Genomic DNA, 22,876 nt, shown 5'->3' with positions numbered 1-22,876 from the left:
CGTCCGAGTCCGGCGACGTGACCTGGGAGGGGCTCACCCACGGCCCACGCCGCCGGGGGCTAACGTGACAAGCGTCGAACTGTCCGTAGCCACCCGTAATGTAGCGCGCTAGCCGAGCGCCGCGCTACAGCGCGGTGTGGTCCTTTCGGGTGAAGCATGCCGCCTCGCCCGACTGCCGAAAGGTGAGGCCCTTGGCCGAGGTCAGCCACGTCGTCGCGGAATGGGCGTTCACCCAGGGACTGAAGAGGCTGCGCGAGACGAGCCCGAACTCCAACCAGAGCGAGATCGCGAAGCGGATCGGTAAGAGCAGGGCCACCATCGGGCACTACGAGATGGGCCGCTACCTGCCGAGCCACGACAGTCTCGACATCATGCTCGACAGCTACGGCCACGGTGACCGGGCGGCTTACTACCGGCGGTTGCGCGACCGCGTGGAGATGCGCTCACCGGACTGGTGGGAGGACGAGTTCCCCGACCACTTCCCCCCTCGCTCGCTCGCCCTGTTCGCGGGTTTCGAGTACTCCGCCGCCGAGATGCGGATCTACGAACCCCAGCGCGTGCCGGAACTCGTGCAGACCCCCTCCTACGCCGAGGCGGTCCTGCGCGCGGAGTTGACCGAGCACCGCGCCGACGAGCTCACGCTCCAGCTCCGCATGCTGCGGGGTCGGCAGGCCGTGCTGGACCGGCCCGACGCCCCGCGGTTGACCTGCGTTCTGGGCGAGAGCGCACTGCGCAGCCCGGTCGGCGGCCCGCACGTGCTGGGCGAACAGCTCACCACGCTCGCGGCCAGGGCACGACAAGGCGTCCTCACCCTGCGAGTGCTACCGGACAGCGCGGGCAGACCAGCCGGGGCCTGCGCGGGTTTCACGGAGCTGCTGCTGCCGTCCGAACTGATCCAGGACTTCTCCGAGACCGCGTGGGTGAGCACCCCGGTGGACCGCATTCACTACGAGAGCCCCGAGACGCTCGCCGTCTTCCGGTCACTCTGGCGCGACCTGGCGAAGGCGGCACTCACCCCGGCGGAGTCGGTCGACCTGGTGGCGGAGCTGGGTCGCGAACTCACGCGGGACGTTTCCTGACGGGCGACACGTCGCCGCGCGGACAGCGCCTGCCCGTGACGGGACACCATCCTGACGGCAGACCGCAACCACCCGCACGACGCGCCGCGCTGCGCGCGCGTCCGCGGTGGGTCTGCCACGAGCGGAGGCGGTCCAGCTCGGACAGCGGGCGTCGGCGGGGACCCCCGGATCTGCCCACGGACTCGCTCGCCATGCGTTCCCCCAGTGCGTCGTGCGGGTGGTGCCGGTGGTGCGGCCAGGCCGGAAGGGGCAGTCCCGGCCACACCACCACGGCCGCCGTCGCACGATGAACGGTCCCGCGTCGACGACCACGGCGAGTGTAGCACGCTAGGCGACTAGCGCGCTACAGTGCGGTGTCTCTCGGGGCCTCGCGGTGCCCGGCGACGTCAGTTCCGCCCCGCCGCCCGCCGCAGCCGTCCACAGCGGACGGCTTCCAGGAGCTGATCCACCGGGACGCCGAGTGCGACCGACAGCCATTGCCGCCAGTACGGCCCCGGCACCCGCTTCCCCCGCTCCCATCTGGCGACCTCGTCGCGGCTGACACTGGAGTTGTTCGACAGCTCGGCCAACCGATCGGCCAGCTGGTATTGCGTCAGTCCGCGTAACCTGCGGACACGGCGAACGAGATCCCAGATCGGCTCCTCGGATTGTTCGGGAGTGGAATGGCGGAGCACACCGGACCTCGACACGTCGAGGTGGGCCGGGTGTCCGTCGCGGGATACGCCGGCAGCGCCGGTCCGCGACGTGGTCTCATAAATTGGCATCGGCATCGTCAGCGAGGTTCGGGAACGGTTTTCCGCCTCGTCGTGGCACGAACGACCACGGCAGGGCGGACCCATTAGGACGGATCCACGAGATCCGGAAACCCCCAGCCGCGCGACCGAGCCACGATCGACACCACACCAGACTGCTGGACGATCACGAACGCGGCTACCACCAAACGGGCTATTCTCGACACCGCGATTTCGAGACCGGGACCGAGCGCACGCTCACCGCCCCGAGCCAGGCATTATCCCAGTCCACTCCGGAATCAATATCGCTACAGACAGCGAGCCGTTACAGCGGCCGACTGAGATCTGTACCGCTCAAAGCGGCCCGCCACCGCTCATTTGAGATATACGCGTGGGAGAAATCGATACCACACCGGCGCGTCTTCCTCCAGGAGATCCCTGGCCCCCTGCTCCGGCAGTTCTCCGACCGCTAAGGTTTTTCGGAACACCTCATCCGTATTCCAGGGAGCACGTGTGTCGGGACGACGCGGTCAGGGACACCACGACGGCGCGGATACCGCGACCAAAGGCGAGGAGCGCGACTACACCGTTCGCGCGGTCGAACGAGTCTGCTCCATCCTCAACCTGCTCCAGGAATCCGTGGAAGGTGTCTCACTCATCGAGGTCGCCCAGGAAACCGACCTGCCGAAATCCTCCGCGTTTCGGTACCTGTGGACGTTGGAGGCCCACCGCTACGTCGAACGCGACGACGACAGCGGGCTTTACCGACTCGGCCTCGGCTTCGTCGGTATGCAGTCCCGGCACCTCGAGGTGCTGCGTGAACGGGCTCGCCCGTGGCTGGAGAAGATCCGGGACGAATTCGGCGAAACGGTCAATCTGGCGGTACTCGACCGGGACCACGTCGTATACGTCGACGTCGTGGAGAGCGGCAAGCGGGTGCGGTTCGCCTCATCCCGGGGGTTCCGCGAGCCGTGGTACGCGACCGCCCTCGGCCGGGCCATCGCCGCACGCCTGCCGGGCGAGCGCCTCCGGGAGCTGCTGCCCAGGGAGGAGCGGGAGACCACACCGGGGCCACAGTTCGCGAACGACCTCGAACGGGTGCGGAGTCTGGGCTACGCCACCAGCGACGACGGCGACGGCCGGTGCGTGGCGGCGGCACTGTCCGGAACCCGCCTGCCGGTCGCGCTCGGCATCAGCGCGCCGGCCGCCCGGTTCTCGGCGGCCGACGCCGCCCGCGCCGCCGCCCGGCTGATCGCGGTCACGCGCGAGATCGCCACCGCGCCGATTCCCGAGCAGCGTGGGGCGATCCGGTAACCGCGACGTGCCGCGCTGTGCAGCGGTCTGCACATGAGTGCAGCGTGGCACAGTTCTATCGTGCTGCCATGAACGGTCCCGAACGCAGGAAGTACAACCCGGACAACCGAACCGGGTACGAGTACGTGCTGCTCGCCGACCACCTCGCCGAGCTCATCGCACACGGTGACTGGCCTGCGGGCAGCCGTATCCCGGGCGAGCGAGCGCTGTCGGAGGAGTACGGCGTCGCGCTCGACACCGTCCGCAAGGCCACGAAGATCCTGCGCGAGCGGGGCCTGGTGCAGACGCTGAAGTCCAAGGGCACTTTCGTCGCCCCGCGCGGGTGACGAGCCCGACGCCGTCCGGCCCGGCGCGATGACTCAGCCCACGAAGTCCCGCAGCGTCGCGGCGAGCACCGCGGGCGCGTCCTGCTGCACGAGGTGACCCGCTCCCGCGATGCGCTCCAGCCGCGCGCCCGGGATCAGTGCCGCGAGCCGCTCACCGTGTTCGGCTGGCACCCAGGTGTCGTCCTGACCCCAGCACACCAGCACCGGGATGTCGATCGTCGCCAGCAGCGGCTCGATCTCGTCGGTGTCGCGCTGGTCGGCCTGCGCGATCTGCCGGTAGAAGGCGGGTTGCCCGTGCTCGCCCGACCACGGTGTGACGAGGTGATCGAGCACCGCACCGGGGACCGGCCGGTGCACCGCGCCGGCGACGTACTCGCGCACCAGCGCGCCGTGCAGCGCGGGCGGCAGTCGCTCGAACACGTCGGCGTGCTCGCGCACCAGGCGGAAGAAGGGTGACCCCCACGGCGCGAGGGCCACGACGTCCACCAGGGCGAGCCGGCCGTAGCGGGCGCCGTGGAGCAGGTGGGCGCGCAGGGAGACGGCGCCGCCGAAGTCGTGGGCGACCACGGCGGGTTCGTCGAGCCCCCAGTGCCGCAGCAGCGCGGCGAACACCTCTGCCTGCGCCCGCAGCGAGACGTCCTGCCCCGCGCGCTGGTCCGACTCGCCGTAGCCCAGCATGTCCCAGAGGTACACCTCGTGCCGTGCGGACAGGGCCACGGCCACGTCGTGCCACACGCGCGACGAGAAGGGGGTGCCGTGCAGCAGGACCACCGGACTGCCGCGGCCGAGGCGATCCCAGCGGACCGTACCACCCGGCGTCTCGAACTCCTCCCGCAACCCCAACACCACGTCACTCCCTCCCCTGGTTACCGTCTAACCATGTGAGACGGTAACATCGAGACATGCCGTTCTCAAGGACAGACGCTCCCGGTGAGCTCGGGAAGTTGGAGGGGCTGTGCAACTCGGCACGGCTGCTGTACACGGAGGACGCGCTGATCACCAGCGCCAGCGCGTCGGCGTGGCTGCGCGCCCACGAGATCGAGGTCGCCGAACTCAACCGCAAGGAACACGATCTGCTGCTGCGCCTGCGAGAGACCGTGCGGGACCACCTCGACGGCCACGAACGCACCACCGAGCTGAACCGGCTGGCCAAGGTACTGCTGGCTCCACCACGGTGGTCGGCGCGGGGCGAGCCGGTCCTCCCGCCCAAGAAGACCGGGGCGCTCGACACCTACCTCGCCGACTGCCTGGCGCTGGTCTTCACGACCGGCCTGACGGGGGAACTCGACCGGCTCAAGGTGTGCCAGAACCCGGACTGCCGCTGGGTCTTCTACGACCGATCCCCCGCACAGAACAGTATCTGGTGCAGCATGGACGTCTGCGGTGCGCGCCACAAGATGCGCACCTACCGCTCACGGCACGCACGCTGAGCGCAGGGATTCAGGACGACGCGACCGGGACCTGGGAGGCGAGCAGCACGGCTTCGGCGAAGTCCGAGCACACCGGCAGTTCCCGGTCGAGCCGGGTCACCTCCAGCGGGCGCAGCACGACCGGCGGGCACACGACGGCCCAGCTCACGTGGCGCCGCTGGGCGACACCGGCGGTGTGGACGAGCACGGACAGGCCGGCCGCTCCGAAGAAGGTGGTCTCGGTGAGGTCCAGCACCAGGGATCTGATCCCGGCGGGAAGACTGTCGATCGACTGTCGCACCGTGGGTTCCCCGAGGATGTCGACGGCGCCTGCCACGCTGACGACCAGCAACCCGGTCGAGGGCATGAGCATGTCGACCTCGACATCGTCCGTCATGCGAGCCATCCGGTCGCCGCCTTCCGCCTCTACGGATCCCCCGGCACGGCTGGCGCGAAGCCACCGCCGGTGACGGTACGCCCGCGCCGGTCGCGGTCGCAAGAAGAACGCCGACGCACACTGTCCGTGACGTCACGCGGATTTTAAGTCCACTGTGGATTGTTGGTCCCGGTTCACGCGGCCGGTCGTACCATGCGGACGCCACTGCCTCGCCGCACCGCCGGGACCGCCCGCCCCGGCTTCACACGAACGTGTGACCTTCGGGGCGCCGCGACCGGGCCGTACGTCACTCACCGCGAGGGTCCACCGGCACTGTCCGAACCGGGCCGAGGCTGTCAACCCCCCTCGCCCGACCAGCCATTACGGGGGTGTGGTGCCAACCGGAGCGGGGTAGCCACGGTCCCGTGACCCCTGACGAGCAATCCCGCGTCGAACGCCGTGCGCGAGCACAAAGCTCCGCCGGCTCCCGCGGCTCAGGCGGCTCCAGTAGCTACGAGGACCTCTCCCCACTGTTCAACACCCTCGCCTCGTTCGAGCCGGACGACCCGAAGCGGGCCGCCGTCCGGGAAGAGATCATCACTCGTTGCCTGCCGCTGGCCGAGCACATCGCCCGCCGCTTCGTCGGCCGCGGTGAGCCGCGCGACGACCTCGTACAGGTGGCGAGGCTGGGCCTGCTCAACGCGATCGACCGCTTCGACGCCTCACGGGGCACCGAGTTCGTGGCCTTCGCGGTGCCGACGATCATGGGTGAGGTACGGCGGCACTTCCGCGACTCCAGCTGGGCGGTCCGGGTACCGCGCAGGCTCAAGGAACTGCACCTGTCGCTGAGCCAGGCCAGCGGCAAGCTCGCCCAGCGGCTCGGCAGGGCTCCGACGCCCAGCGAACTCGCCGCCGAACTCGGCCTCGCTCCGCAGGACGTCTGGGACGGTCTGCTCGCGGGCAACGCCTACCAGTCGGTGTCCATGGACGCCGCCTACGACGACGAGGGCACCCTGCCGCTGGCCGAGACGGTCGGCGAGGACGATGTGGAGCTGGAGAACGTCGAGTACCACGAGTCGTTGCAACCGCTGCTCGCGAGCCTGCCCGAACGCGAACGGCGGGTGCTCATCCTGCGCTTCTTCGGCAACATGACGCAGACCCAGATCGCCGAGCGCGTGGGAATCTCCCAGATGCACGTGTCCCGGCTGCTCGCCAGGACGCTCGAATTCCTGCGCAGCCGGCTCACCGAGTGAACCGGTGCGGCCGGTCGCGCGGTGCGCGAACCGTTTCGGGCCCCCACCAGCGGGGTACGCCGCAGCGAACGGCAGGCGCCGAGCCGCGCGCGACGACCCGGGGGTGGCATGGAAGCCGAGATCACGCTCGTCGTGGACGGCGAGCGACGTCACCTGACCGTCGACACCCGGGTCACCCTGCTCGACGCGCTGCGCGAGCACCTCGGCAACACCTCCCCGAAGAAGGGGTGCGACCACGGCCAGTGCGGCTCGTGCACGGTGTTGCGCGACGGCCGCAGGGTGACCTCGTGCCTCACGTTCGCCGTCGCGGCCGACGGCTCCACGATCACCACCAGCGCGGGACTGTGTGACGACGACGGTGCGCCGCACTCGCTGCACCGCGCGTTCGTCGAGCACGACGGTCTCCAGTGTGGGTACTGCACGCCGGGGCAGGTCTGCTCCGCGGCCGGTGTGCTGGCGGAGGTCGAGGCCGGCTGGCCGAGTGCGGTGACCGCCCATCCCGCCGCGGCTCCGTCACTCGACGCCGAGGAGATCCGCGAGCGCATGAGCGGGAACCTGTGCCGGTGCGGGGCCTACCAGGGCATCGTCGCGGCGGTGGCGTCCGTCGCCCGGGCGCGGGGCCTGCGCACGCCCGCGCAGGGGCCGCGACGGCGGAGCGCCGCGTCATGATCCCGTTCGAGTACCGGCGGGCGCAGGACACCGAGACCGCGGTGGCCACGGTGACGGGCAACGGCCGAGCGGCGTACCTCGCGGGCGGGACGAATCTGGTCGATCACATGAAGCTGGGCCTCACCGCTCCCGAGGTCCTGGTGGACATCACCGGACTCGCCCTCGACGGGATCGAGGAACTGCCCGGCGGGGGCATACGGCTCGGCGCGGGCGCCCGCAACAGCGACGTCGCCGCCCATCCACTCGTCCGCGCGCGCTACCCGGTGCTGGCGCGGGCATTGCTCAGCGGCGCGTCGGGACAGTTGCGCAATCTCGCCACCGTGGGCGGCAACCTGCTGCAGCGCACCCGCTGCGTCTACTTCCAGGACGTGACGACGCCGTGCAACAAGCGCAGCCCGAGGGCGGGCTGTTCGGCCCTCGACGGCTACACGCGCTACCACGCGGTGCTGGGCGCGTCGAGCCACTGCGTCGCCGTCCATCCCTCCGACATGGCGGTGGCCCTCGCCGCGCTGGACGCGGTGGTGCGGGTCCGCACGGCGGCGGGGGAACGCACGGTGCCGGCCGCCGAGTTGCACCGGCTGCCCGGGGAGCATCCCGAGCGGGACACGGTGCTCGACCACGGGGAGCTGATCACCGCAGTGGATCTGCCCCCGATGCGGTTCGCCGCCCACTCCCGCTACCGCAAGGCCCGCGATCGCGCGGCCTTCGCGTTCGCGCTGGTGTCGGTCGCGGTCGCGCTCGACGTCGCGGACGGGCGAGTACGGCAGGTGCGGATCGCGTTCGGCGGGCTGGCGCACAAGCCGTGGCGGGCGAGGGTCGCCGAGCAGGCTCTGTCCGGCGCCCCGGCCGAGACCGCCGAGTTCCGCGCGGCGGCCGAGGCCGAGCTCGCCGACGCCGTCCCGTTGCGGGACAACGGCTTCAAGATCCCCGTGGCGCGGGCGATGCTGGTGTCGGTGCTGCGGGAACTGGCCGGGGAGGGCGTCGCGTGACCGAGCCACTGCGTCCGCGCGCCCTCGGCACGGACCACGAGCGGGTCGACGGCTGGGCGAAGGTCACCGGCACCGCGCCCTACGCCGCCGAGCATCGGGTACCCGCCCGTGCCCACCTCCGGTGCGTCCAGGCCACGATCGCGCGGGGCCGGGTCACCGAAATCGACGCGCGCGCCGCGACGGCGCTGGACGGTGTGCTGACGGTGCTGACGCCGTTCAACGCGCCCCGGCTGCGCTCGGGCCACGACGCCGAGCTGGAGGTGCTGCAGTCCGACGAGGTGTGGTACCGGGGACAGCCGGTGGCCGCCGTCGTGGCCGAGACGCCCGAGGTCGCCGGGCAGGCCGCCGACCTGGTGCGGGTGGGCTACGCCCCACGCCAGCACGACGTGACGCTGTCTGCTGGGCGCGAGGACCTCTACCGGCCCGAGGTCGTCAACCCGGCACACGCCACCGACACCCTCACCGGCGACCCCGACGGGGTGTTCGCCGACGCGGCCAGGGCCGTCGAGGCCGGCTACACGACCGCGATGAACCACAACAACCCGATGGAACCGCACACGACCGTGGCCCTCTGGGACGAGGCCACGCTGACGCTCTACGACTCCACGCAGGGCGTCCACCCGCTGCGCGACGCGGTGTGCGCGATGACGGGACTGGCGCACGACCGGGTCCGTGTGGTGGCCCCGTACGTCGGCGGCGGGTTCGGCTCCAAGGGCACCGCCCACCCGCACGTGTTGCTCGCGGTGCTGGCGGCGTGGCGCGTGCCGGGACGGGCGGTCACGTTCGCGCTCACCCGGCGGCAGATGTTCGCCTTCGTCGGCTACCGCACTCCCACGATCCAGCGGATGCGCCTCGCGGCCGACATCGGGGGCAGGCTCGCCGGGCTCAGCAACGACGTGGTCGAGCTGACGGCGCGGTACAAGGAGTTCGCCGAGCAGACCGGCCTTCCCGCCCGCACCATGTACGCGGCGCCCCACCGGCGCACCACCCACCGGCTGGCCGCGCTGGATCTGCCGGTGCCGTCGTGGATGCGGGCGCCGGGCGAGTGCCCCGGGATGTTCGCGCCCGAGGTGGCGATGGACGAGCTCGCGGAGGCCTGCGGGCTCGACCCCGTCGAGCTGCGGCTGCGCAACGAACCGGAGACCGACCCGGAGACGGGCAAGCCGTACTCCAGCCGCAACGTCGTGGCATGCCTGCTGGAGGGTGCCCGCCGCTTCGGGTGGCGCGACCGGCCTCCGGTGGCCCGGTCGACCCGGGACGGGGACTGGTGGGTCGGCACCGGCGTCGCGTGTTCGACCTACCCGGTGCTCGCCACACCCGGCGCGTCGTCGGCCACGGTGCGGCACCGTGGCCACGGCCGCTACGAGGTGTCGATCGGCGCCGCGGACCTGGGCACCGGATCGTGGACGGTGCTCACACAGATCGCGGCGGACGCGCTCGACGTCCCCGACGCCCACATCGAGTTGCGACTGGGCGACACCGACCTGCCGGAGGCCAGCGTCGCGGGCGGCTCGTCCGGTACCACCAACTGGGGCTCGGCGGTGGTCGCGGCCGCGCGCGGATTCCGGGCCGCGCACGGTGACGACCCGCGGGCCGGCGACGAGTTCACCGCCGGGACGCCCGACGACGGCCTGCGTGATGAGTTCGCCCGTTACGCCTTCGGCGCACAGTTCGCCGAGGCCAGGGTCGACGTGGTCACCGGGGAGATCCGGGTACCCCGGCTGCTCGGCGTGTTCGCGGTCGGGCGGGTGCTCAACCCGCGCACCGCCCGCTCGCAGCTCGTCGGGGGAATGACGATGGGCCTGTCGATGGCGCTGCACGAGCAGAGCGTGCTCGACGAACGGCTCGGCTTCGTGGTGAATCACGACCTGGCCGAGTACCACATCGCCACCTGTGCGGACGTGCCCTCGATCGAGGCGCACTGGATCACCGAGCACGACCCGTACCTCAACCCGATGGGCAGCAAGGGCCTCGGCGAGATCGGGATCGTCGGCACCGCCGCCGCGATCGCCAACGCCGTTCACCACGCCACCGGAGTGCGGGTCCGCGACCTGCCCATCACGAACGACACCGTGCTGGCCACGACCCGAGAGGAGTGATCGGTGAACCAGCCGCAGCAGACCCAGCGACCGCCCGGAGGCACCGGGGAGATGACACCGCGACCGCGGGACGAGATGCGTGACTACGTCGGGCGGGACCTGCTCCGGGACCGCACGGCGTTGATCACGGGAGGTGACTCGGGGATCGGCCGCGCCGTGGCCGTCGCGTTCGCCAAGGAGGGCGCGGACGTCGCGATCGCCTACCTCACGGAACACGGCGACGCCGAGCACACCGCCTCGCTCGTGCGCGAGCAGGGCCGCCGGTGCCTGCTGCTGCCCGGCGACCTCGCCGACGCGGCCCAGTGCGAACGGGTGGTCACCGACACCGTCCGCGACCTCGGCGGTCTGCACGTACTCGTGAACAACGTGGCGACCCAGCTGGAACACGACTCATTCGACGAGATCAGCGACGAGCAGTGGACGCACACGTTCGACGTCAACATCCACTCCTACTTCCGGGTCACCGCGGCGGCGTTGCGGCACATCCCCGAGGGCGGGGCGATCGTCAACAGCGGCTCGGTGAACGGGCTGCGCGGCAACAAGAAGCTGATCGACTACTCGGCCACCAAGGGCGCGGTCCACGCGTGGACCATGGCCATGGCGCAGTCACTCGTGCCGCGCGGCATCCGCGTCAACTGTGTCGCACCGGGTCCGGTGTGGACGCCGCTCATCCCCGCCACCATGCCCGAGGAGCACGTGGAGAAGTTCGGCCAGCAGGCACCGATGGGCCGGGCCGCCGACCCCGACGAGCTCGCTCCGTCGTACGTGTTCCTCGCCGCCAACCAGCTGTCCTCGTACTACACCGGCGAGGTCATGGCCGCACTCGGCGGCGAGACCACACCGGGCTGAGCGGGGGCGACATGGATGCCGGAACAGAGCAGCTGTGGGACGAGTTCCACCGGGTCGTGAACATGACCTCGCGGGAACTGCGCGAGTGGCTGCGCACGCGGTCCGCGGGCCCCGAGGACGAACAGTACCCGGACCGGTCGGGCCCGCACCTGGGTCAGCGGGTGCTGGAGATCCTCGGCAAGCGCAAGACCGACCTGCGCGACGACGACCTCGCGGTCATGCGCCGGGTCGTCGACAAGGTGAACGGCCTGCGCGGTGGCGAGGAGGAACCGGTCGCCGGTGAGGCACACTGGCGCCACCGGCTGATGTCGATCGGCCACGACCCGCTCAGACCGACGAGCTGACGGGATCGCGCGACCGTACCGGCGCTGCGGCGGCGGAGCGCTTCGTCATGCCGGGTCACCGCTCGGCTACTAGCGTTGACGGCATGATCGGGTTACCCGACGCCGTGACCACCTGCCTGTTCGACCTCGACGGCGTGCTGACGAGCACCGCCGAGGTGCATCGGCGCGCGTGGAAGCGCACCTTCGACGAGTTGCTGAGCCGTCGTGACCCCGGCGCGCCGCCCTTCACCGAGCAGGACTACGTCACCTACGTCGACGGCCGCTCCCGGCTCGACGGTGTGCGGGCCTTCCTCGCCTCCCGTGGCATCGACCTGCCGGAAGGCGATGACACCGACGACGTCAACGCCGAGACCGTGCACGGTGTGGGCAACCGCAAGAACGAGCGGCTCCTGCGCGTGATCGCCGACGAGGGCGTCACGCCGTATCCCGGCTCGGTGCGCTACCTCGACGCGGCACGGGCACACGGTCTCGCCATCGGCGTGGTCACCTCGTCGGCCAACGGCGCCCGCGTGCTCGACGCGGCGGGACTGACCGGATACGTGGGAGCCAGGGTCGACGGGGTGGTCATCGCCCGGGAGGGCCTGCGAGGCAAACCCGCGCCCGACTCGTTCCTCGCCTGCGCCGCCGAGCTCGCGGCCCGCCCGTCCGCCACGGCGGTGTTCGAGGACGCGCAGGCCGGGGTACGCGCGGGGCGCGACGGTGGTTTCGCGTTCGTCGTCGGCGTCAACCGCGCCGAGGGCACCGCGCGCGAGGACCAGGAGAAGGCCCTGCGCGAACAGGGCGCGGACACCGTCGTGACCGACCTCGCCGAACTGCTGGAGGAATCAGCGTGACCGAGCGCGCGCCCCTGACCGAACGCGGCTACACCCGCGCTCCCTGGGAACTGCGGTGGCAGGGGCTGGACGTCGACCAGCTCCAGCGCACCGAATCGACGTTCGCGCTGTCCAACGGCCACATCGGCATGCGCGGGACCCTGGAGGAGGCCGAGCCGCGGGGCCTTCCCGGGACCTACCTCAACGGCTTCTACGAGGAACACGAGCTGCCCTACGCCGAGGCGGGGTACGGCTACCCCGAAGCGGGGCAGACCGTGGTCAACGTGACCGACGGCAAGATCATTCGTCTGCTGGTCGAGGACGAGCCGCTCGACATGCGTTACGGCCACGCCACCGACCATTTCCGGGTCCTCGACTTCCGCTCGGGCACCCTGCGCCGCGAGACCGAGTGGATCTCCCCCACCGGACGCCGCGTGCGGGTGAGAACCGAACGCTTGGTGTCGTTCACCCAGCGGGCGGTGGCCGCCGTGCGCTACGAGGTCGAGCCGCTCGACGGTGAACTCCAGCTCGTCGCCCAGTCCGACCTGCTCGCCAACGAGCCGATCGAACCCGAGTCGGGCGATCCCCGCGTGGCGGCGGCGCTGGAGGCACCGCTCGTGGGCGAGTACCTGAAGGCCGAGGACTACCGTGCCGTGCTGGTACACCGCACCAGGCGCTCGGGGCTGCGCATGGCCGCGGCGATGGACCACCAGATCGACACCGCGGACGGGCTGCGCACCGACATCGCGGTCGAGGACGACCTCGCCAGGCTCACCATCGCGGTGGACGTGCCGCTGGGACAGACGCTGCGGATCACCAAGTACCTCGCCTACGGCTGGTCGCAGCAGCGTTCGATCCCCGCCGTCCGCGCGCAGGTCGACGCCGCACTGGCCGGTGCGCTCCAGACCGGCTGGGACGGCCTGCTCGCCGAGCAGCGACGGTTCCTCGACCAGTTCTGGGCGAGCGCCGACGTGGAGATCGACGGCGACCCCGAGCTCCAGCAGGCCGTCCGGTTCGCCCTGTTCCACGTCCTGCAGGCCGGAGCTCGCGGCGAGAGTCGCGCGATCCCTGGCAAGGGCCTCACCGGGCCCGGGTACGACGGGCACGCCTTCTGGGACACCGAGACCTTCGTCCTGCAACTGCTCACCTACACCCTGCCCGACGCGGCCAGGGACGCACTCCGCTGGAGACACACCACAGTGGACACCGCGAGGGCCAGAGCCCGACAGCTCGGGCTGCGGGGTGCGGCGTTTCCGTGGCGCTCCATCAACGGCGCCGAATGCAGCGCGTACTGGCCTGCAGGCACGGCGGCGTTCCACGTCAACGCCGACATCGCCGACGCCGTCGTGCGCTACCTCGACGCCACCGGCGACATCGAGTTCGAGCGCCAGTGCGGAACCGAACTGCTCACCGAGACCGCCCGCCTGTGGCTCTCACTGGGCCACCACGATCCGCACGGCGGCTTTCGCATCGACGGCGTGACCGGGCCCGACGAGTACTCCGCCGTGGTGGACAACAACGTCTACACCAATCTCATGGCGCAACGGAACCTGCGTGCCGCGGCCGACTCGTGCGAGCGGCAACCCGACATCGCCGAGACACTCGGTGTGAACCACATCGAGGTCGCGGGCTGGCGGGAAGCCGCGCGCAAGATGCGCGTGCCCTACGACGACCTGCTCAGGGTGCATCCGCAGTCCGAGCGCTTCACCGAGCACGCCACGTGGGACTTCGCGCACACCCCGGCCACGAGCTACCCGCTGCTGCTCAACTACCCGTACTTCGACCTCTACCGCAAGCAGGTCGTCAAGCAGGCCGACCTCGTGCTCGCGATGCACCTGCGCGGCGACGTGTTCTCTCTGGAACAGAAGCGGCGCAACTTCGCCTACTACGAGTCGCTGACGGTGCGGGACTCCTCCCTGTCCGCCGCCACGCAGTCAGTGCTGGCCTCGGAGTGCGGGCACCTCGAACTGGCCTACGACTACTTCGCCGAGGCGGTCCTCACCGACCTGCACGATCTGCACCTCAACGTCCGCAACGGACTGCACATGGCCTCGTTGGCCGGGTCATGGCTCGCCATCGTGGCGGGTTTCGGCGGGTTGCGCGACCACGCGGGCACGCTGAGCTTCCAGCCCCGACTCCCACCGGTCCCGCAGCGCATCGCGTTTCGCCTGTGCTATCGGGGATCCCAGTTCTCCGTCGAGATCAACCGGGACTCGGCGACCTACGTGCTCGTCACCGGGAAGCCACTGGAGATCACTCACTACGGCGAGCCCGTCACCGTGGCCGACGAGCCCACCACACTGCCGCTTCCCCCCGCGGAGCACCACGAGCGCCCCTCGCAGCCCGCGGGTCGCGCACCCGTCCGGCGCCAGCCGCAGCACGACACCACCTGGCACACTCGCACCGCCCGGCCTGCCACACCCGCGCACGATCCGGCGAGCGTGGCCTCGTCTCCGTGACGCGGTCAGTCCGGCGGTTCGATGGTGCCCGCGTCGGGTGTGACGTCGTCGTCGGGCACGACGTCGTCGCGGTTCGGGGGTTCGGGCACGTCCTTCGACGGCAGATGCCCGAGTCCACCACTTTCGTGTTCGGGCCGGTCGTCCGGCTCCGGCGTGTGGGGATTGCCCTCGTCGTCACGTCGCATCGGGGACTCCTTACGTTCCGGCGTTCGTGCTCACGCCGCGCTGGCCCGCCCGGCGCCGCGATCCCACCGCCCGTCCGGACCCTCCAGCATCGACAGCAGCAGGCCGTGGGTCGTGGACCACGGGCAGATCACCGCGCGACCTCCGAACACGGTCAGCAATGCCTCGGCGACCACCGCCCCGGCCAGCGCCTGCCGCGCGCGGGGGCGAGTGATGCCCGGAAGCTCGGCGCGCCGAGACGCGGGCAGCGCGGCCAGCCGGGGAATCCAGCGGCGCACGTCCTCCACGCGCAGCTCGCGCGTCCTGCCCGGCGCCTTGAGGCGGCGGCCGGTCAGCGCCGCCAGCTGGCGCAGCACTTTCGAGCATCCCGCGCTCTGGAAGCCGCGCAGCCGCTGCTCGTCTCGACCCAGCGCGCCGCGGATGTGGTCGAGGGCGTGCGAACGCAGCGCGGCGATGTCACTTTCCGAAGGGCGGTCGCTGTCGAGGCGCCAGGCGCGCATGGTCTCGCGCGCTCCGAGCGGCAGCGACCGCGCGAAGTCGGCGTGGACGCCCTGGCCCGCTGCCAACTCCACCGTGCCCCCGCCGATGTCGAGCACGGAGAGCGGACCGATTCCGGCCCCGAACCACGAGCGCACCGCCCGGTAGGAGAGCCGGGCCTCGTCGGCGCCGTCGAGGAAGCGCAGTGTGCGACCGGTTTCCGCCTCGACGCGGGCGACGACCTCGGCGCTGTTGGGCGCGTCGCGGATCGACGAGGTGGCCAGGCTGTAGACGTCGCGCACACCGTGGCGACGGGCGATCTCGTCGGCCGCCCGCACCGCGGCGACGACCGACTCGATCCCCTCGGGTCGTAACCGTCCCGAGGCGTCCAGTGCTTGATCGAGACGTAGCCGGGTCTTGTGGCTCAACGCCGGCTCCAGCAGTGACCCCTCACGGTCCACCGCGAGCAGCCTCGCGCTGAAACACCCCACATCGAGCACGGCCACCGTGCCCCGCGTCGTCACAGTCATCCACCTTTCGTGTTCACGGCCGAACCTCCAGAATTCCCACCCAGAGCGACCAATAACAGAGATATAACCCGAACGGGTGACGTTCAACCCAGTGTCCGGTTTTCCGTAACGACACCAGCGTGGTCAAACGATCAGACCAACGAGGGATTAATCGCAGGAGGGGCGGTTGATGACCGCGTACCGCGCCACACGCGCAGGAGGTGCCCCGAGGTGGTCCTGACCCTGGGCAGCCGCCATAGCGAACCCCGCCGCATCGGGGTCGCGGCGGCGGCCGTGGTCACGGTCGCCACCCTGACGGCCGCCGTGGTCGGCACCACGTTACTCCGGCCGCACCTCAGCGGCGAGGCCGACCCACTCGGACCCGCCGCCGAGCCCGGTCCCCCCTCCACCGCACCGCACACCCTTGCCGCGGGGGCCGCACCACTGGCTCACGAGGCGCTGCCCAGCTCGTCGCCGGTCCGGGTGCGTATCCCGGCGCTCGGGGTGGACACCGAGTCGATCGCCCGCCTGGGCCGCACGCCTTCCGGCGCGGCCGAGATCCCCGGTCACCTCTCCACGGTCGGCTGGCTCGACTCCACACCGGCACCGGGCCGAGCGGGTGCCTCCGTCCTGATGGGACACACGCAGGTGTCCTACGAACGGGGCGTCTTCTACGCACTCGGCTCACTGCGACCCGGGGACACGGTTCACGTGGCGCGCTCCGACGGCAGCGAGGCCGTCTTCACCGTCTTCCGTGTGGAGGAGGTCGACCAGAGTGACGCGCTGGGACACGCGCAGCGCGTCACGCACGCACCGGACCTCCGGCTGCTGACGACGGCGGGCGAGTTCGACCACCAGGGCGACGACCCCGCCGTGATGGTCTCCGCCCGACTCACCGCCACGACCTAAAGCCGTGTCCGCAGCCCCCGTAGCCGTGTCCGCAGCCCCCGTAGCCGTGTCCGCATCCCCCGTAGCCGTGTCCGCATCCCCCGTAGCCGTGTCCGCAGCCCCCGTAGCCGTGTCCGCAGCCCCCGTAGCCGTGTCCGCATCGCGCGCTGCGGACACGGCTACCTGAACTGAGGACACGATTACCGCCGGGCGGCCACCCAGTCGCGGACCGCGCCCTCCAGCACGGTCATCGGCAGGGCTCCGCCGCCGAGTACGAGATCGTGGAACTCCCGGACGTCGAACCGCTCGCCGAGCGCGGCCGCCGCCCCCGCACGCAGCCGCTGGATCTCCAGCCTGCCGACCATGTACGACAGCGCCTGCCCCGGGTAGGAGATGTAGCGGTCCACCTCGGCCACGATCTCGACCATCGCCATGGGCGTGTTGCGCTCCATGAAGTCGATGGCCTGCTGCCTGGTCCAGCCCAGCGCGTGCAGACCGGTGTCCACCACCAGCCTGCCGGCGCGCACCGAGTCCATGCTCAGCATGCCGAGCAGGGCGACGTCGTCGGAGTAGAGCCCCATCTCCACGGCGAGGCGCTCGGTGTAGAGGCCCCAGCCCTCGATGTAGGCGTTGCAGTCGCTGATCCGCCGCAGCATCGGCAGGTCGGTCAGGTTCAGCGCAGTGCTGATCTGGAAGTGATGGCCGGGAATCACCTCGTGGAACGCCGTCGCCTCAGCGGTATGCCGGAACCGCTCGGTGACCTGGTGGGTGTTCGCGAAGTAGGTGCCGGGACGGGAGCCGTCGGCGGGCGACTGCACATAGAACGCACCGGGCGCGCCGGGTGCGTCCGCCGCAGGCACGGGCTCCACGACCCACGGCTGTGGCGGGATGTGGCCGAACCAGTTCGGCGCCTCCCGCTCCGCGCGGACAATGGCCGCGCGCGCGGTGTCCAGGAGGTCGTCGGCGTCTTTCCACCGCAGCTCCGGGTCCGTCCGGAGCCGGGTGAAGATCTCCCCGAGATCGGTGGTGCCGAGCGCACGCCCGCCGATCTCGGCGTACTCGTCCGCGAGACGGGCCAGGCAGTCCAGTCCGGTCTGGTGCAGGTCCTCGGGGCCGCGGTCGGTGGTCGTGTGGACGCGCGCGAGTGCGGCGTACACCGCGTCACCGTTCGGCAGGTGGCACAGTCCGGGCCGGTCGTCCGGCCGTCCGTGGGCGAGGATCTCGTCGCGCAACACGTCCCGGTAAGCGGCGAACGCCGGGCGGACGACGTCACGGAGCACCTCGTCGCGCAACGCGGCGAAGTCGGCGTCCGGTGCGGTCTGGCGGCTCAGCGGATCGTTGTCCGGTTCCGCCAGGTAGCGGTCGATGTGGTCGATCGAGGCTTGCACGAGCCGTGCCACCGGGGTCCGGCCCGCCGCGACCCCGGCTCGGTGGCGTTCGGCGTGGCGCTCCAGGAAGGCGGGGATCGCGCTGAGCCGGTCGAGTTGGGCCCTGCCCTCTTCGGTATCCCGGACGCTCACCATGGGCAGCAACGTGAGCAACCCCGGAGCGGGTGCCACGAAGAGGTCCGAGATCGTGAACTCCACCAGCCGGGTGTCGAGCTGCGCGATCCGGGAGCTCGCCTGACTGATCAGCACGTCCCGGGTGATGCGGTCCTGCCCGCCGAGCCCGTCCGGTTCGATCGCGGTGGCTCGCTGCACCAGGCGCTCCAGCGCGGCCCGGTGCTCCTGTTCGGTCGATTCTCTGACGTCTCCGAGTCCGGCCCGGGTCGTGTCGACCCCGAGCAACACGGCGGAGAGCGGCTCGGTCTCGAACAGGAGGTCCACGAATTCGTCGGCCAGCGCGGTCACGCTGCTCACGGGCTGCATGGTGCGAGCCTAGCGGCAGACTAGGCTCGCGGGTGTGGCCGTGACCGATCCTGTCGACGCACGCCTGCTGTCCGCGCTCGCGGAGGTGGGCAAGGTGGCCGTGCACGAACTCGCGGCGCGAGTCGGGATGGACCCCCGTGACGTCGCCTACCGGCTGGTCGGGTTGTCGGCGCAGGGCCTACCCCTGCTCGTCGGGGTGGAAAGCGACCCCGGGGGACTGCGGTCGGCGCTGGCGGCATCGAACGCCGTGGGCACGGGGCCGCTCGCTCGGGCCCACGGCGGCGCGCCGGGTGTCACGTCCGGCAGTCCACCGCCCGGCCCGGCGACCGGCGGCACCCAGCCGGTCCACGGCACGCCCAGCGGCGCCTACGCCGTGGGCGGTGTTCCCACCGGGCCGTACCCGCCGCCGCACCCACCACAGAACTCACCGCAGCACCCCCCGCAGAACCCACAGCAGCACCCACAGCATCCGCCGCTGGCGAGCCCGGCACGTTCCGGCGCGGCCCCCGCCGCGACGCAGCACGCGCCACCCCCTGATCCCGCCATCAGCACCTGGGGGCCGCCGCAGAGCGCCCAGTGGGCGCGCGGCGACCAGCAGCCCCCGTTGGGAGCGCCCTCTGCGCCGGTCCGGCGGGGGCGGGCCGGCGACTCACTCGCCACCACGGGGCTGGAGGGTGAACAGCTGACGGTGCAACTGCTGGAGGTGCAGGACCCGGCGGACTTCCTGTTCTCCGCGGCCGGATACAGCCTGCGCGACGGGGAGCGTGCCGTGGTGGTCCACACGGAGATCACCAACCGGGGCTCCGTGCCGTACGCCTCGCTGCCAGACAACTATCTCGAACTGCTCGCCGCCGACGGCTCCGCGATCGCCAAGGCGCCCGTGTCGCTGACCTCCCGGCCGCCGCACAAGATCGGTGTCCGGCCCGGTGAGACCACCGGCGGTCACACGGTCTACGTCGTCGCGGACGCGGTGCGGCTGGCGGCCGTCCGATGGAGCCCGCGCCCCGAGCCGGACGAACGCAGCCTCACGTGGGTGCTCGACGACGCGGCGGGCGGCTGAACCCGCGACCCGCTCACGCCTCCGCGCGCAGGACCTCGAGTGCCGCCGCGAGATCGGCCGGGTACTCGCTGGTGAACTCCACCCACCGGCCGTCCGCGGGATGCGCGAAGCCCAGAGTCCGTGCGTGTAGCCACTGCCTGCTGACGCCGAGCCTGCGGGCGAGGGCGGGATCGGCACCGTAGGTCAGATCGCCGACACACGGGTGCCGCATCGCGGAGAAGTGAACGCGAATCTGGTGGGTCCGGCCCGTCTCCAGCACCACGTCCACGAGTGACGCCGCGCGGAACGCCTCGATCACCTCATAGTGGGTCACCGACGGCCTGCCGCCCGCCACGACGGCGAATCGGTAGTCGTGCTTGGGGTGCCGGTCGATCGGAGCGTCGATGGTGCCGCGAATCGGGTCGGGATGTCCCTGTACCAGGGCGTGGTAGCCCTTCGACACCGTGCGTTCCTTGAACGCACGCTTGAGCACCGAGTAGGCGTGCTCGCTCTTGGCCACCACCATGACCCCGGTGGTACCCGCGTCCAGCCGATGCACCACGCCCTGCCGTTCCGCGGCACCCGAGGTGGAGATGCGCAGTCCCGCCGCGGCCAGTCCGCCGACCACCGTGGGCCCGGTCCAGCCGGGACTCGGATGCACGGCCACGCCCACGGGCTTGTCGACGACCACGATGTCGTCATCGTCGTGGAGAATGCGCAGGCCCTCGACCGGCTCCGCCACCACCTCGACCGGGGTGTCCGGATCCGGCAGCGTCACCTCCAGCAGGCCGCCCGCCACGAGGCGGTCGGACTTGCCCGCGGGCTGCCCGTCGAGCAGGACCTCCCCGGACGCGGCGAGCTCGGCCACGGCCGTGCGCGACAGGCCCAGCAGCTTCGCGAGTCCCGCGTCGACCCGCATCCCGTCGAGTCCGTCGGGCACGGGTAACAGACGGCTGCTCATTCTTCTCGCTCCTCGGCGTCGTCGCGGCCGGTGTCCTTCGAGCGTCCGCCCTTCGGGATCACCGTTCCGTCGTAGTCCCTGCCGAGCAGGGTGAGCAGCACGATCAGCCCGGCCCCGATCGTGATCGCGGAGTCGGCGGCGTTGAACACCGGGAAGAACTCGCCGTTCGGCGCGAACACGGAGATGAAGTCGACGACGTGGCCCTCGAAGACCGACGGCGCGCGGAAGAGGCGATCGGTGAGATTACCCAGCGCCCCGGCCAGCACGAGCCCGAGCCCGACGGCCCAGCCCGCAGACCGGAGCTTGCGGGCGAACCACACGATGCCGAGGACGACGAGCACCGCCACGGCAGTGAGCACCCAGGTGCCGACGAAATCCATACCGAAGGCCGCGTACGGGTTGCGCAGCAACTGGAGGTAGACGGCACCACCGAGAATCCGGATCGGCTCCTCGCCTTCCAGCGTGGCGGTGACCACCACCTTGCTGATCACGTCGACGGCGTAGGCGAGGAGGGCGACGAGGACGAGCAGACCCATCCTGCGCCGCGCCGGAGCCGGGGTCTGTTCGGTGTCCGAGGGATCGGGCTGTTGCTCGGTGTTCACCGGTTCATTGTCCACGTCCGCCGCTCACCGCCGGCCTGGGCGTCGGCGGCGGATCGACCAGCCCGGGCGACTCAGTCACCCCGCTCACCTTTCCAGTGCGCGATGGGGCCCGCTCGGTCGACGGCGCGCAACCTGCGTTCCGTGGCGGCGCGTGCGGCTTCCGTGGTCACGACGAGCAGCTGGTCGTCCTCCTGGAGCCGGGTGGTCGGCTCCGGGGTGAAGCCCTCTCCCCCGCGCACGACGAGGCTCACGCTGGCGCCTCGGGGTACGCGGAGTTCGGCCAGGTACACGCCGTGCAGTCGGGACCGCCTGGGGATGCGCACCTGGAGCAGGACCGCGCCCAGCTCGTCGAGGGGCGCTGCGTCGACCTCGATCTCACGGGGTTGCGACGGCTCCGCCACCCCCAGCACCCTCGCCAGTGGTGTCAGCAGCGCGGCCTGCAGCAGGGTGAACGCGATCACGATGACGAACACCGCGTCCACGAGCAACTGCGCGCCCGCTCGCCCGTCGGCCAGCGGGATCGTCGCGAGCACGATGGGCACCGCGCCCCGCAGCCCGGCCCACGACAGGAACGCCTGCTCTCGCCAGGGCACTCGGAACGGCATCGTCGACAACACGACCGCCAGGGGCCGGGCCACCAGCACGGCCACGGTCCCGGCCACCAGTCCCGGCACGACCGCGTGGAGCAGCCGTTCGGGTGCGGCGAACAACCCCAGCAGGACGAACAGCCCGATCTGCGCGAGCCAGCCGAGCCCCTCGGCGAAGGACAGCGTGTCGGAGCGGTGCGGCAGGCGCGAGTTGCCCAGCACCACCCCGGCCAGGTAGGTGGCCAGCAACCCGGACGCCCCGGCGAACTGCGCCGACGAGAACGCCAGCACGCACAGCGCGACGGCGGCTAGCGGGTAGAGGCCCGTGGCCGGGAGCGCCGCCCGGCTCAACAGCCAGCCGCCCACCCAGCCCAGCGCCAACCCGACCACGGCGCCGAGCCCGAGCTGGTACAGCAATTGGAGCGGCAGTCCCCAGTCCACCGTGACGTTCGTGGCCAGCAGCACGACCGCGATGTAGCTGGGAGCGTCGTTGAGGCCGGACTCCAGTTCGAGCACCCCGGACAGCCGCCTGCCGATCCCGGCCGACCGCAGCACCGAGAACACGGCCGCCGCGTCGGTGGACGACAGCACCGCGCCCCACAGCAGCGCCGTTCGCCAGTCGAGGTCGAGCGCGAAATGCAGCGCCGCTCCCGTGACCGCCACCGTGACGGGCACGGCGATCACCGAAAGGGCGATTCCGGGGCCGAGGCCGGGACGCACGGCCGACCACTGCGTCGTCAGACCCCCCTCCACGAGGATCATCACGAGCGCGGCGAGACCCAGGCTCTGCGTCAGCGCAGGGTTGTCGAACTCGACGCCAAGACCGGCCTCGCCGATCGCGACCCCGATGCCGAGATAGATCAGCAACGAGGGCAGACCCAGTCGGATGGAGAAGCGCACCGCGAACACCGAGGCGAGCAGGACGATCGCGCCCGAGCCCAGCACGACAGGCAGATCGTCCATGTCACCCCCGCTCAGCGCCGCCCCGCGTCTCCACATCGGAGCCCGGCGACTCCGTGGTTCCTCCGTTCCCCGGCACCGTCGCCGGCACCA

At 71.2% G+C, this 22,876-nt stretch carries 23 protein-coding genes; 14 read left to right on the top strand and 9 right to left on the bottom strand.

What is annotated here, in order from left to right; translation table 11 throughout:
• Nucleotides 1–191 precede the first annotated feature (191 nt).
• Complete coding sequence (locus FFT09_RS15535) at nucleotides 192–1,079, top strand: helix-turn-helix domain-containing protein (protein WP_138383094.1); 888 nt, start codon at nucleotides 192–194, stop codon at nucleotides 1,077–1,079.
• Between the two features lie 386 nt (nucleotides 1,080–1,465).
• Here the strand turns inward: FFT09_RS15535 and FFT09_RS15530 are convergent, their stop codons facing one another.
• Nucleotides 1,466–1,753: a helix-turn-helix domain-containing protein gene (locus FFT09_RS15530; RefSeq protein ID WP_081191179.1), complete on the bottom strand. Its 288-nt coding sequence runs from the start codon at nucleotides 1,751–1,753 to the stop codon at nucleotides 1,466–1,468.
• Nucleotides 1,754–2,323: 570 nt separating this feature from the next.
• On the opposite strand from FFT09_RS15530, the gene FFT09_RS15525 reads away from it, so the two are divergent.
• Complete coding sequence (locus FFT09_RS15525; RefSeq protein WP_024877678.1) at nucleotides 2,324–3,124, top strand: IclR family transcriptional regulator; 801 nt, start codon at nucleotides 2,324–2,326, stop codon at nucleotides 3,122–3,124.
• Nucleotides 3,125–3,192: 68 nt separating this feature from the next.
• A complete protein-coding gene (locus FFT09_RS15520) occupies nucleotides 3,193–3,450 on the top strand; it encodes a GntR family transcriptional regulator (RefSeq protein ID WP_024877677.1) in 258 nt (85 codons plus the stop codon).
• A gap of 33 nt (nucleotides 3,451–3,483) precedes the next feature.
• Here the strand turns inward: FFT09_RS15520 and FFT09_RS15515 are convergent, their stop codons facing one another.
• Entirely contained in the window at nucleotides 3,484–4,296 is an 813-nt protein-coding gene (locus tag FFT09_RS15515) for an alpha/beta fold hydrolase (RefSeq protein ID WP_420852677.1), read from the bottom strand.
• 56 nt (nucleotides 4,297–4,352) lie between these two features.
• On the opposite strand from FFT09_RS15515, the gene FFT09_RS15510 reads away from it, so the two are divergent.
• Entirely contained in the window at nucleotides 4,353–4,880 is a 528-nt protein-coding gene (locus tag FFT09_RS15510) for a CGNR zinc finger domain-containing protein (protein WP_138383092.1), read from the top strand.
• Between the two features lie 10 nt (nucleotides 4,881–4,890).
• On the opposite strand, the gene FFT09_RS15505 is transcribed toward FFT09_RS15510, so the two are convergent.
• A complete protein-coding gene (locus FFT09_RS15505) occupies nucleotides 4,891–5,265 on the bottom strand; it encodes an STAS domain-containing protein (RefSeq protein WP_138383091.1) in 375 nt (124 codons plus the stop codon).
• A gap of 395 nt (nucleotides 5,266–5,660) precedes the next feature.
• On the opposite strand from FFT09_RS15505, the gene FFT09_RS15500 reads away from it, so the two are divergent.
• The 8 genes from FFT09_RS15500 (at nucleotide 5,661) to FFT09_RS15465 (ending at nucleotide 14,709) form a co-directional block, all read left to right on the top strand.
• Nucleotides 5,661–6,488 carry a SigB/SigF/SigG family RNA polymerase sigma factor gene (locus FFT09_RS15500; protein WP_024877673.1) on the top strand — a complete coding sequence of 276 codons (828 nt, stop codon included), beginning with the start codon at nucleotides 5,661–5,663 and terminating at the stop codon, nucleotides 6,486–6,488.
• A 108-nt stretch (nucleotides 6,489–6,596) separates the two neighbouring features.
• Nucleotides 6,597–7,157: a 2Fe-2S iron-sulfur cluster-binding protein gene (locus tag FFT09_RS15495; protein ID WP_081191183.1), complete on the top strand. Its 561-nt coding sequence runs from the start codon at nucleotides 6,597–6,599 to the stop codon at nucleotides 7,155–7,157.
• Complete coding sequence (locus tag FFT09_RS15490; RefSeq protein ID WP_138383090.1) at nucleotides 7,154–8,146, top strand: FAD binding domain-containing protein; 993 nt, start codon at nucleotides 7,154–7,156, stop codon at nucleotides 8,144–8,146. The genes FFT09_RS15495 and FFT09_RS15490 overlap by 4 nt, the downstream gene beginning before the upstream one ends.
• Nucleotides 8,143–10,245, top strand: coding sequence for a xanthine dehydrogenase family protein molybdopterin-binding subunit (locus FFT09_RS15485; protein WP_138383089.1), 2,103 nt, complete (start codon nucleotides 8,143–8,145; stop codon nucleotides 10,243–10,245). The genes FFT09_RS15490 and FFT09_RS15485 overlap by 4 nt, the downstream gene beginning before the upstream one ends.
• 3 nt (nucleotides 10,246–10,248) lie before the next feature.
• On the top strand, nucleotides 10,249–11,094 hold the full coding sequence (locus FFT09_RS15480; protein ID WP_024877669.1) for an SDR family oxidoreductase: 846 nt from the start codon (nucleotides 10,249–10,251) through the stop codon (nucleotides 11,092–11,094).
• 11 nt (nucleotides 11,095–11,105) lie between these two features.
• Nucleotides 11,106–11,438 (top strand): DUF3140 domain-containing protein, encoded by a 333-nt coding sequence (locus FFT09_RS15475; RefSeq protein ID WP_024877668.1) that lies wholly within the window; start codon nucleotides 11,106–11,108, stop codon nucleotides 11,436–11,438.
• An 83-nt stretch (nucleotides 11,439–11,521) separates the two neighbouring features.
• A complete protein-coding gene (locus tag FFT09_RS15470; protein ID WP_081191186.1) occupies nucleotides 11,522–12,271 on the top strand; it encodes a beta-phosphoglucomutase family hydrolase in 750 nt (249 codons plus the stop codon).
• The gene (locus FFT09_RS15465) at nucleotides 12,268–14,709 is read left to right on the top strand and encodes a glycoside hydrolase family 65 protein (RefSeq protein ID WP_138383088.1); all 2,442 of its coding nucleotides are present in this window, start codon (nucleotides 12,268–12,270) and stop codon (nucleotides 14,707–14,709) included. The genes FFT09_RS15470 and FFT09_RS15465 overlap by 4 nt, the downstream gene beginning before the upstream one ends.
• A 5-nt stretch (nucleotides 14,710–14,714) precedes the next feature.
• Here FFT09_RS15465 and FFT09_RS15460 read toward each other — a convergent pair whose 3' ends face one another.
• Entirely contained in the window at nucleotides 14,715–14,894 is a 180-nt protein-coding gene (locus FFT09_RS15460; protein WP_024877665.1) for a hypothetical protein, read from the bottom strand.
• 30 nt (nucleotides 14,895–14,924) lie between these two features.
• A complete protein-coding gene (locus FFT09_RS15455; RefSeq protein WP_138383087.1) occupies nucleotides 14,925–15,899 on the bottom strand; it encodes a Ppx/GppA phosphatase family protein in 975 nt (324 codons plus the stop codon).
• A gap of 210 nt (nucleotides 15,900–16,109) precedes the next feature.
• Here FFT09_RS15455 and FFT09_RS15450 point away from each other — a divergent pair, with 210 nt between their 5' ends.
• Complete coding sequence (locus FFT09_RS15450) at nucleotides 16,110–16,787, top strand: sortase domain-containing protein (RefSeq protein ID WP_138383086.1); 678 nt, start codon at nucleotides 16,110–16,112, stop codon at nucleotides 16,785–16,787.
• 179 nt (nucleotides 16,788–16,966) lie between these two features.
• On the opposite strand, the gene FFT09_RS15440 is transcribed toward FFT09_RS15450, so the two are convergent.
• Nucleotides 16,967–18,634: a DUF885 domain-containing protein gene (locus FFT09_RS15440; protein ID WP_208544424.1), complete on the bottom strand. Its 1,668-nt coding sequence runs from the start codon at nucleotides 18,632–18,634 to the stop codon at nucleotides 16,967–16,969.
• 34 nt (nucleotides 18,635–18,668) lie between these two features.
• Between FFT09_RS15440 and FFT09_RS15435 the strand changes: the two genes are divergently transcribed.
• Nucleotides 18,669–19,694: an AsnC family protein gene (locus FFT09_RS15435; protein ID WP_138383084.1), complete on the top strand. Its 1,026-nt coding sequence runs from the start codon at nucleotides 18,669–18,671 to the stop codon at nucleotides 19,692–19,694.
• Between the two features lie 13 nt (nucleotides 19,695–19,707).
• Here the strand turns inward: FFT09_RS15435 and FFT09_RS15430 are convergent, their stop codons facing one another.
• The 3 genes from FFT09_RS15430 to FFT09_RS15420 all read right to left on the bottom strand — a co-directional run bounded on the left by FFT09_RS15430 (nucleotide 19,708) and on the right by FFT09_RS15420 (nucleotide 22,786).
• On the bottom strand, nucleotides 19,708–20,634 hold the full coding sequence (locus FFT09_RS15430; RefSeq protein ID WP_138383083.1) for an RluA family pseudouridine synthase: 927 nt from the start codon (nucleotides 20,632–20,634) through the stop codon (nucleotides 19,708–19,710).
• On the bottom strand, nucleotides 20,631–21,236 hold the full coding sequence (gene lspA, locus FFT09_RS15425; protein ID WP_081191192.1) for a signal peptidase II: 606 nt from the start codon (nucleotides 21,234–21,236) through the stop codon (nucleotides 20,631–20,633). The genes FFT09_RS15430 and lspA overlap by 4 nt, the downstream gene beginning before the upstream one ends.
• 71 nt (nucleotides 21,237–21,307) lie before the next feature.
• Nucleotides 21,308–22,786 (bottom strand): potassium/proton antiporter, encoded by a 1,479-nt coding sequence (locus tag FFT09_RS15420; protein WP_138383082.1) that lies wholly within the window; start codon nucleotides 22,784–22,786, stop codon nucleotides 21,308–21,310.
• Nucleotides 22,787–22,876: the final 90 nt, after the last annotated feature.

This window comes from Saccharomonospora piscinae (assembly GCF_005862235.1).
GTDB lineage: Bacteria > Actinomycetota > Actinomycetes > Mycobacteriales > Pseudonocardiaceae > Saccharomonospora > Saccharomonospora piscinae.
This window is presented reverse-complemented; position numbering and strand designations above follow the sequence as displayed.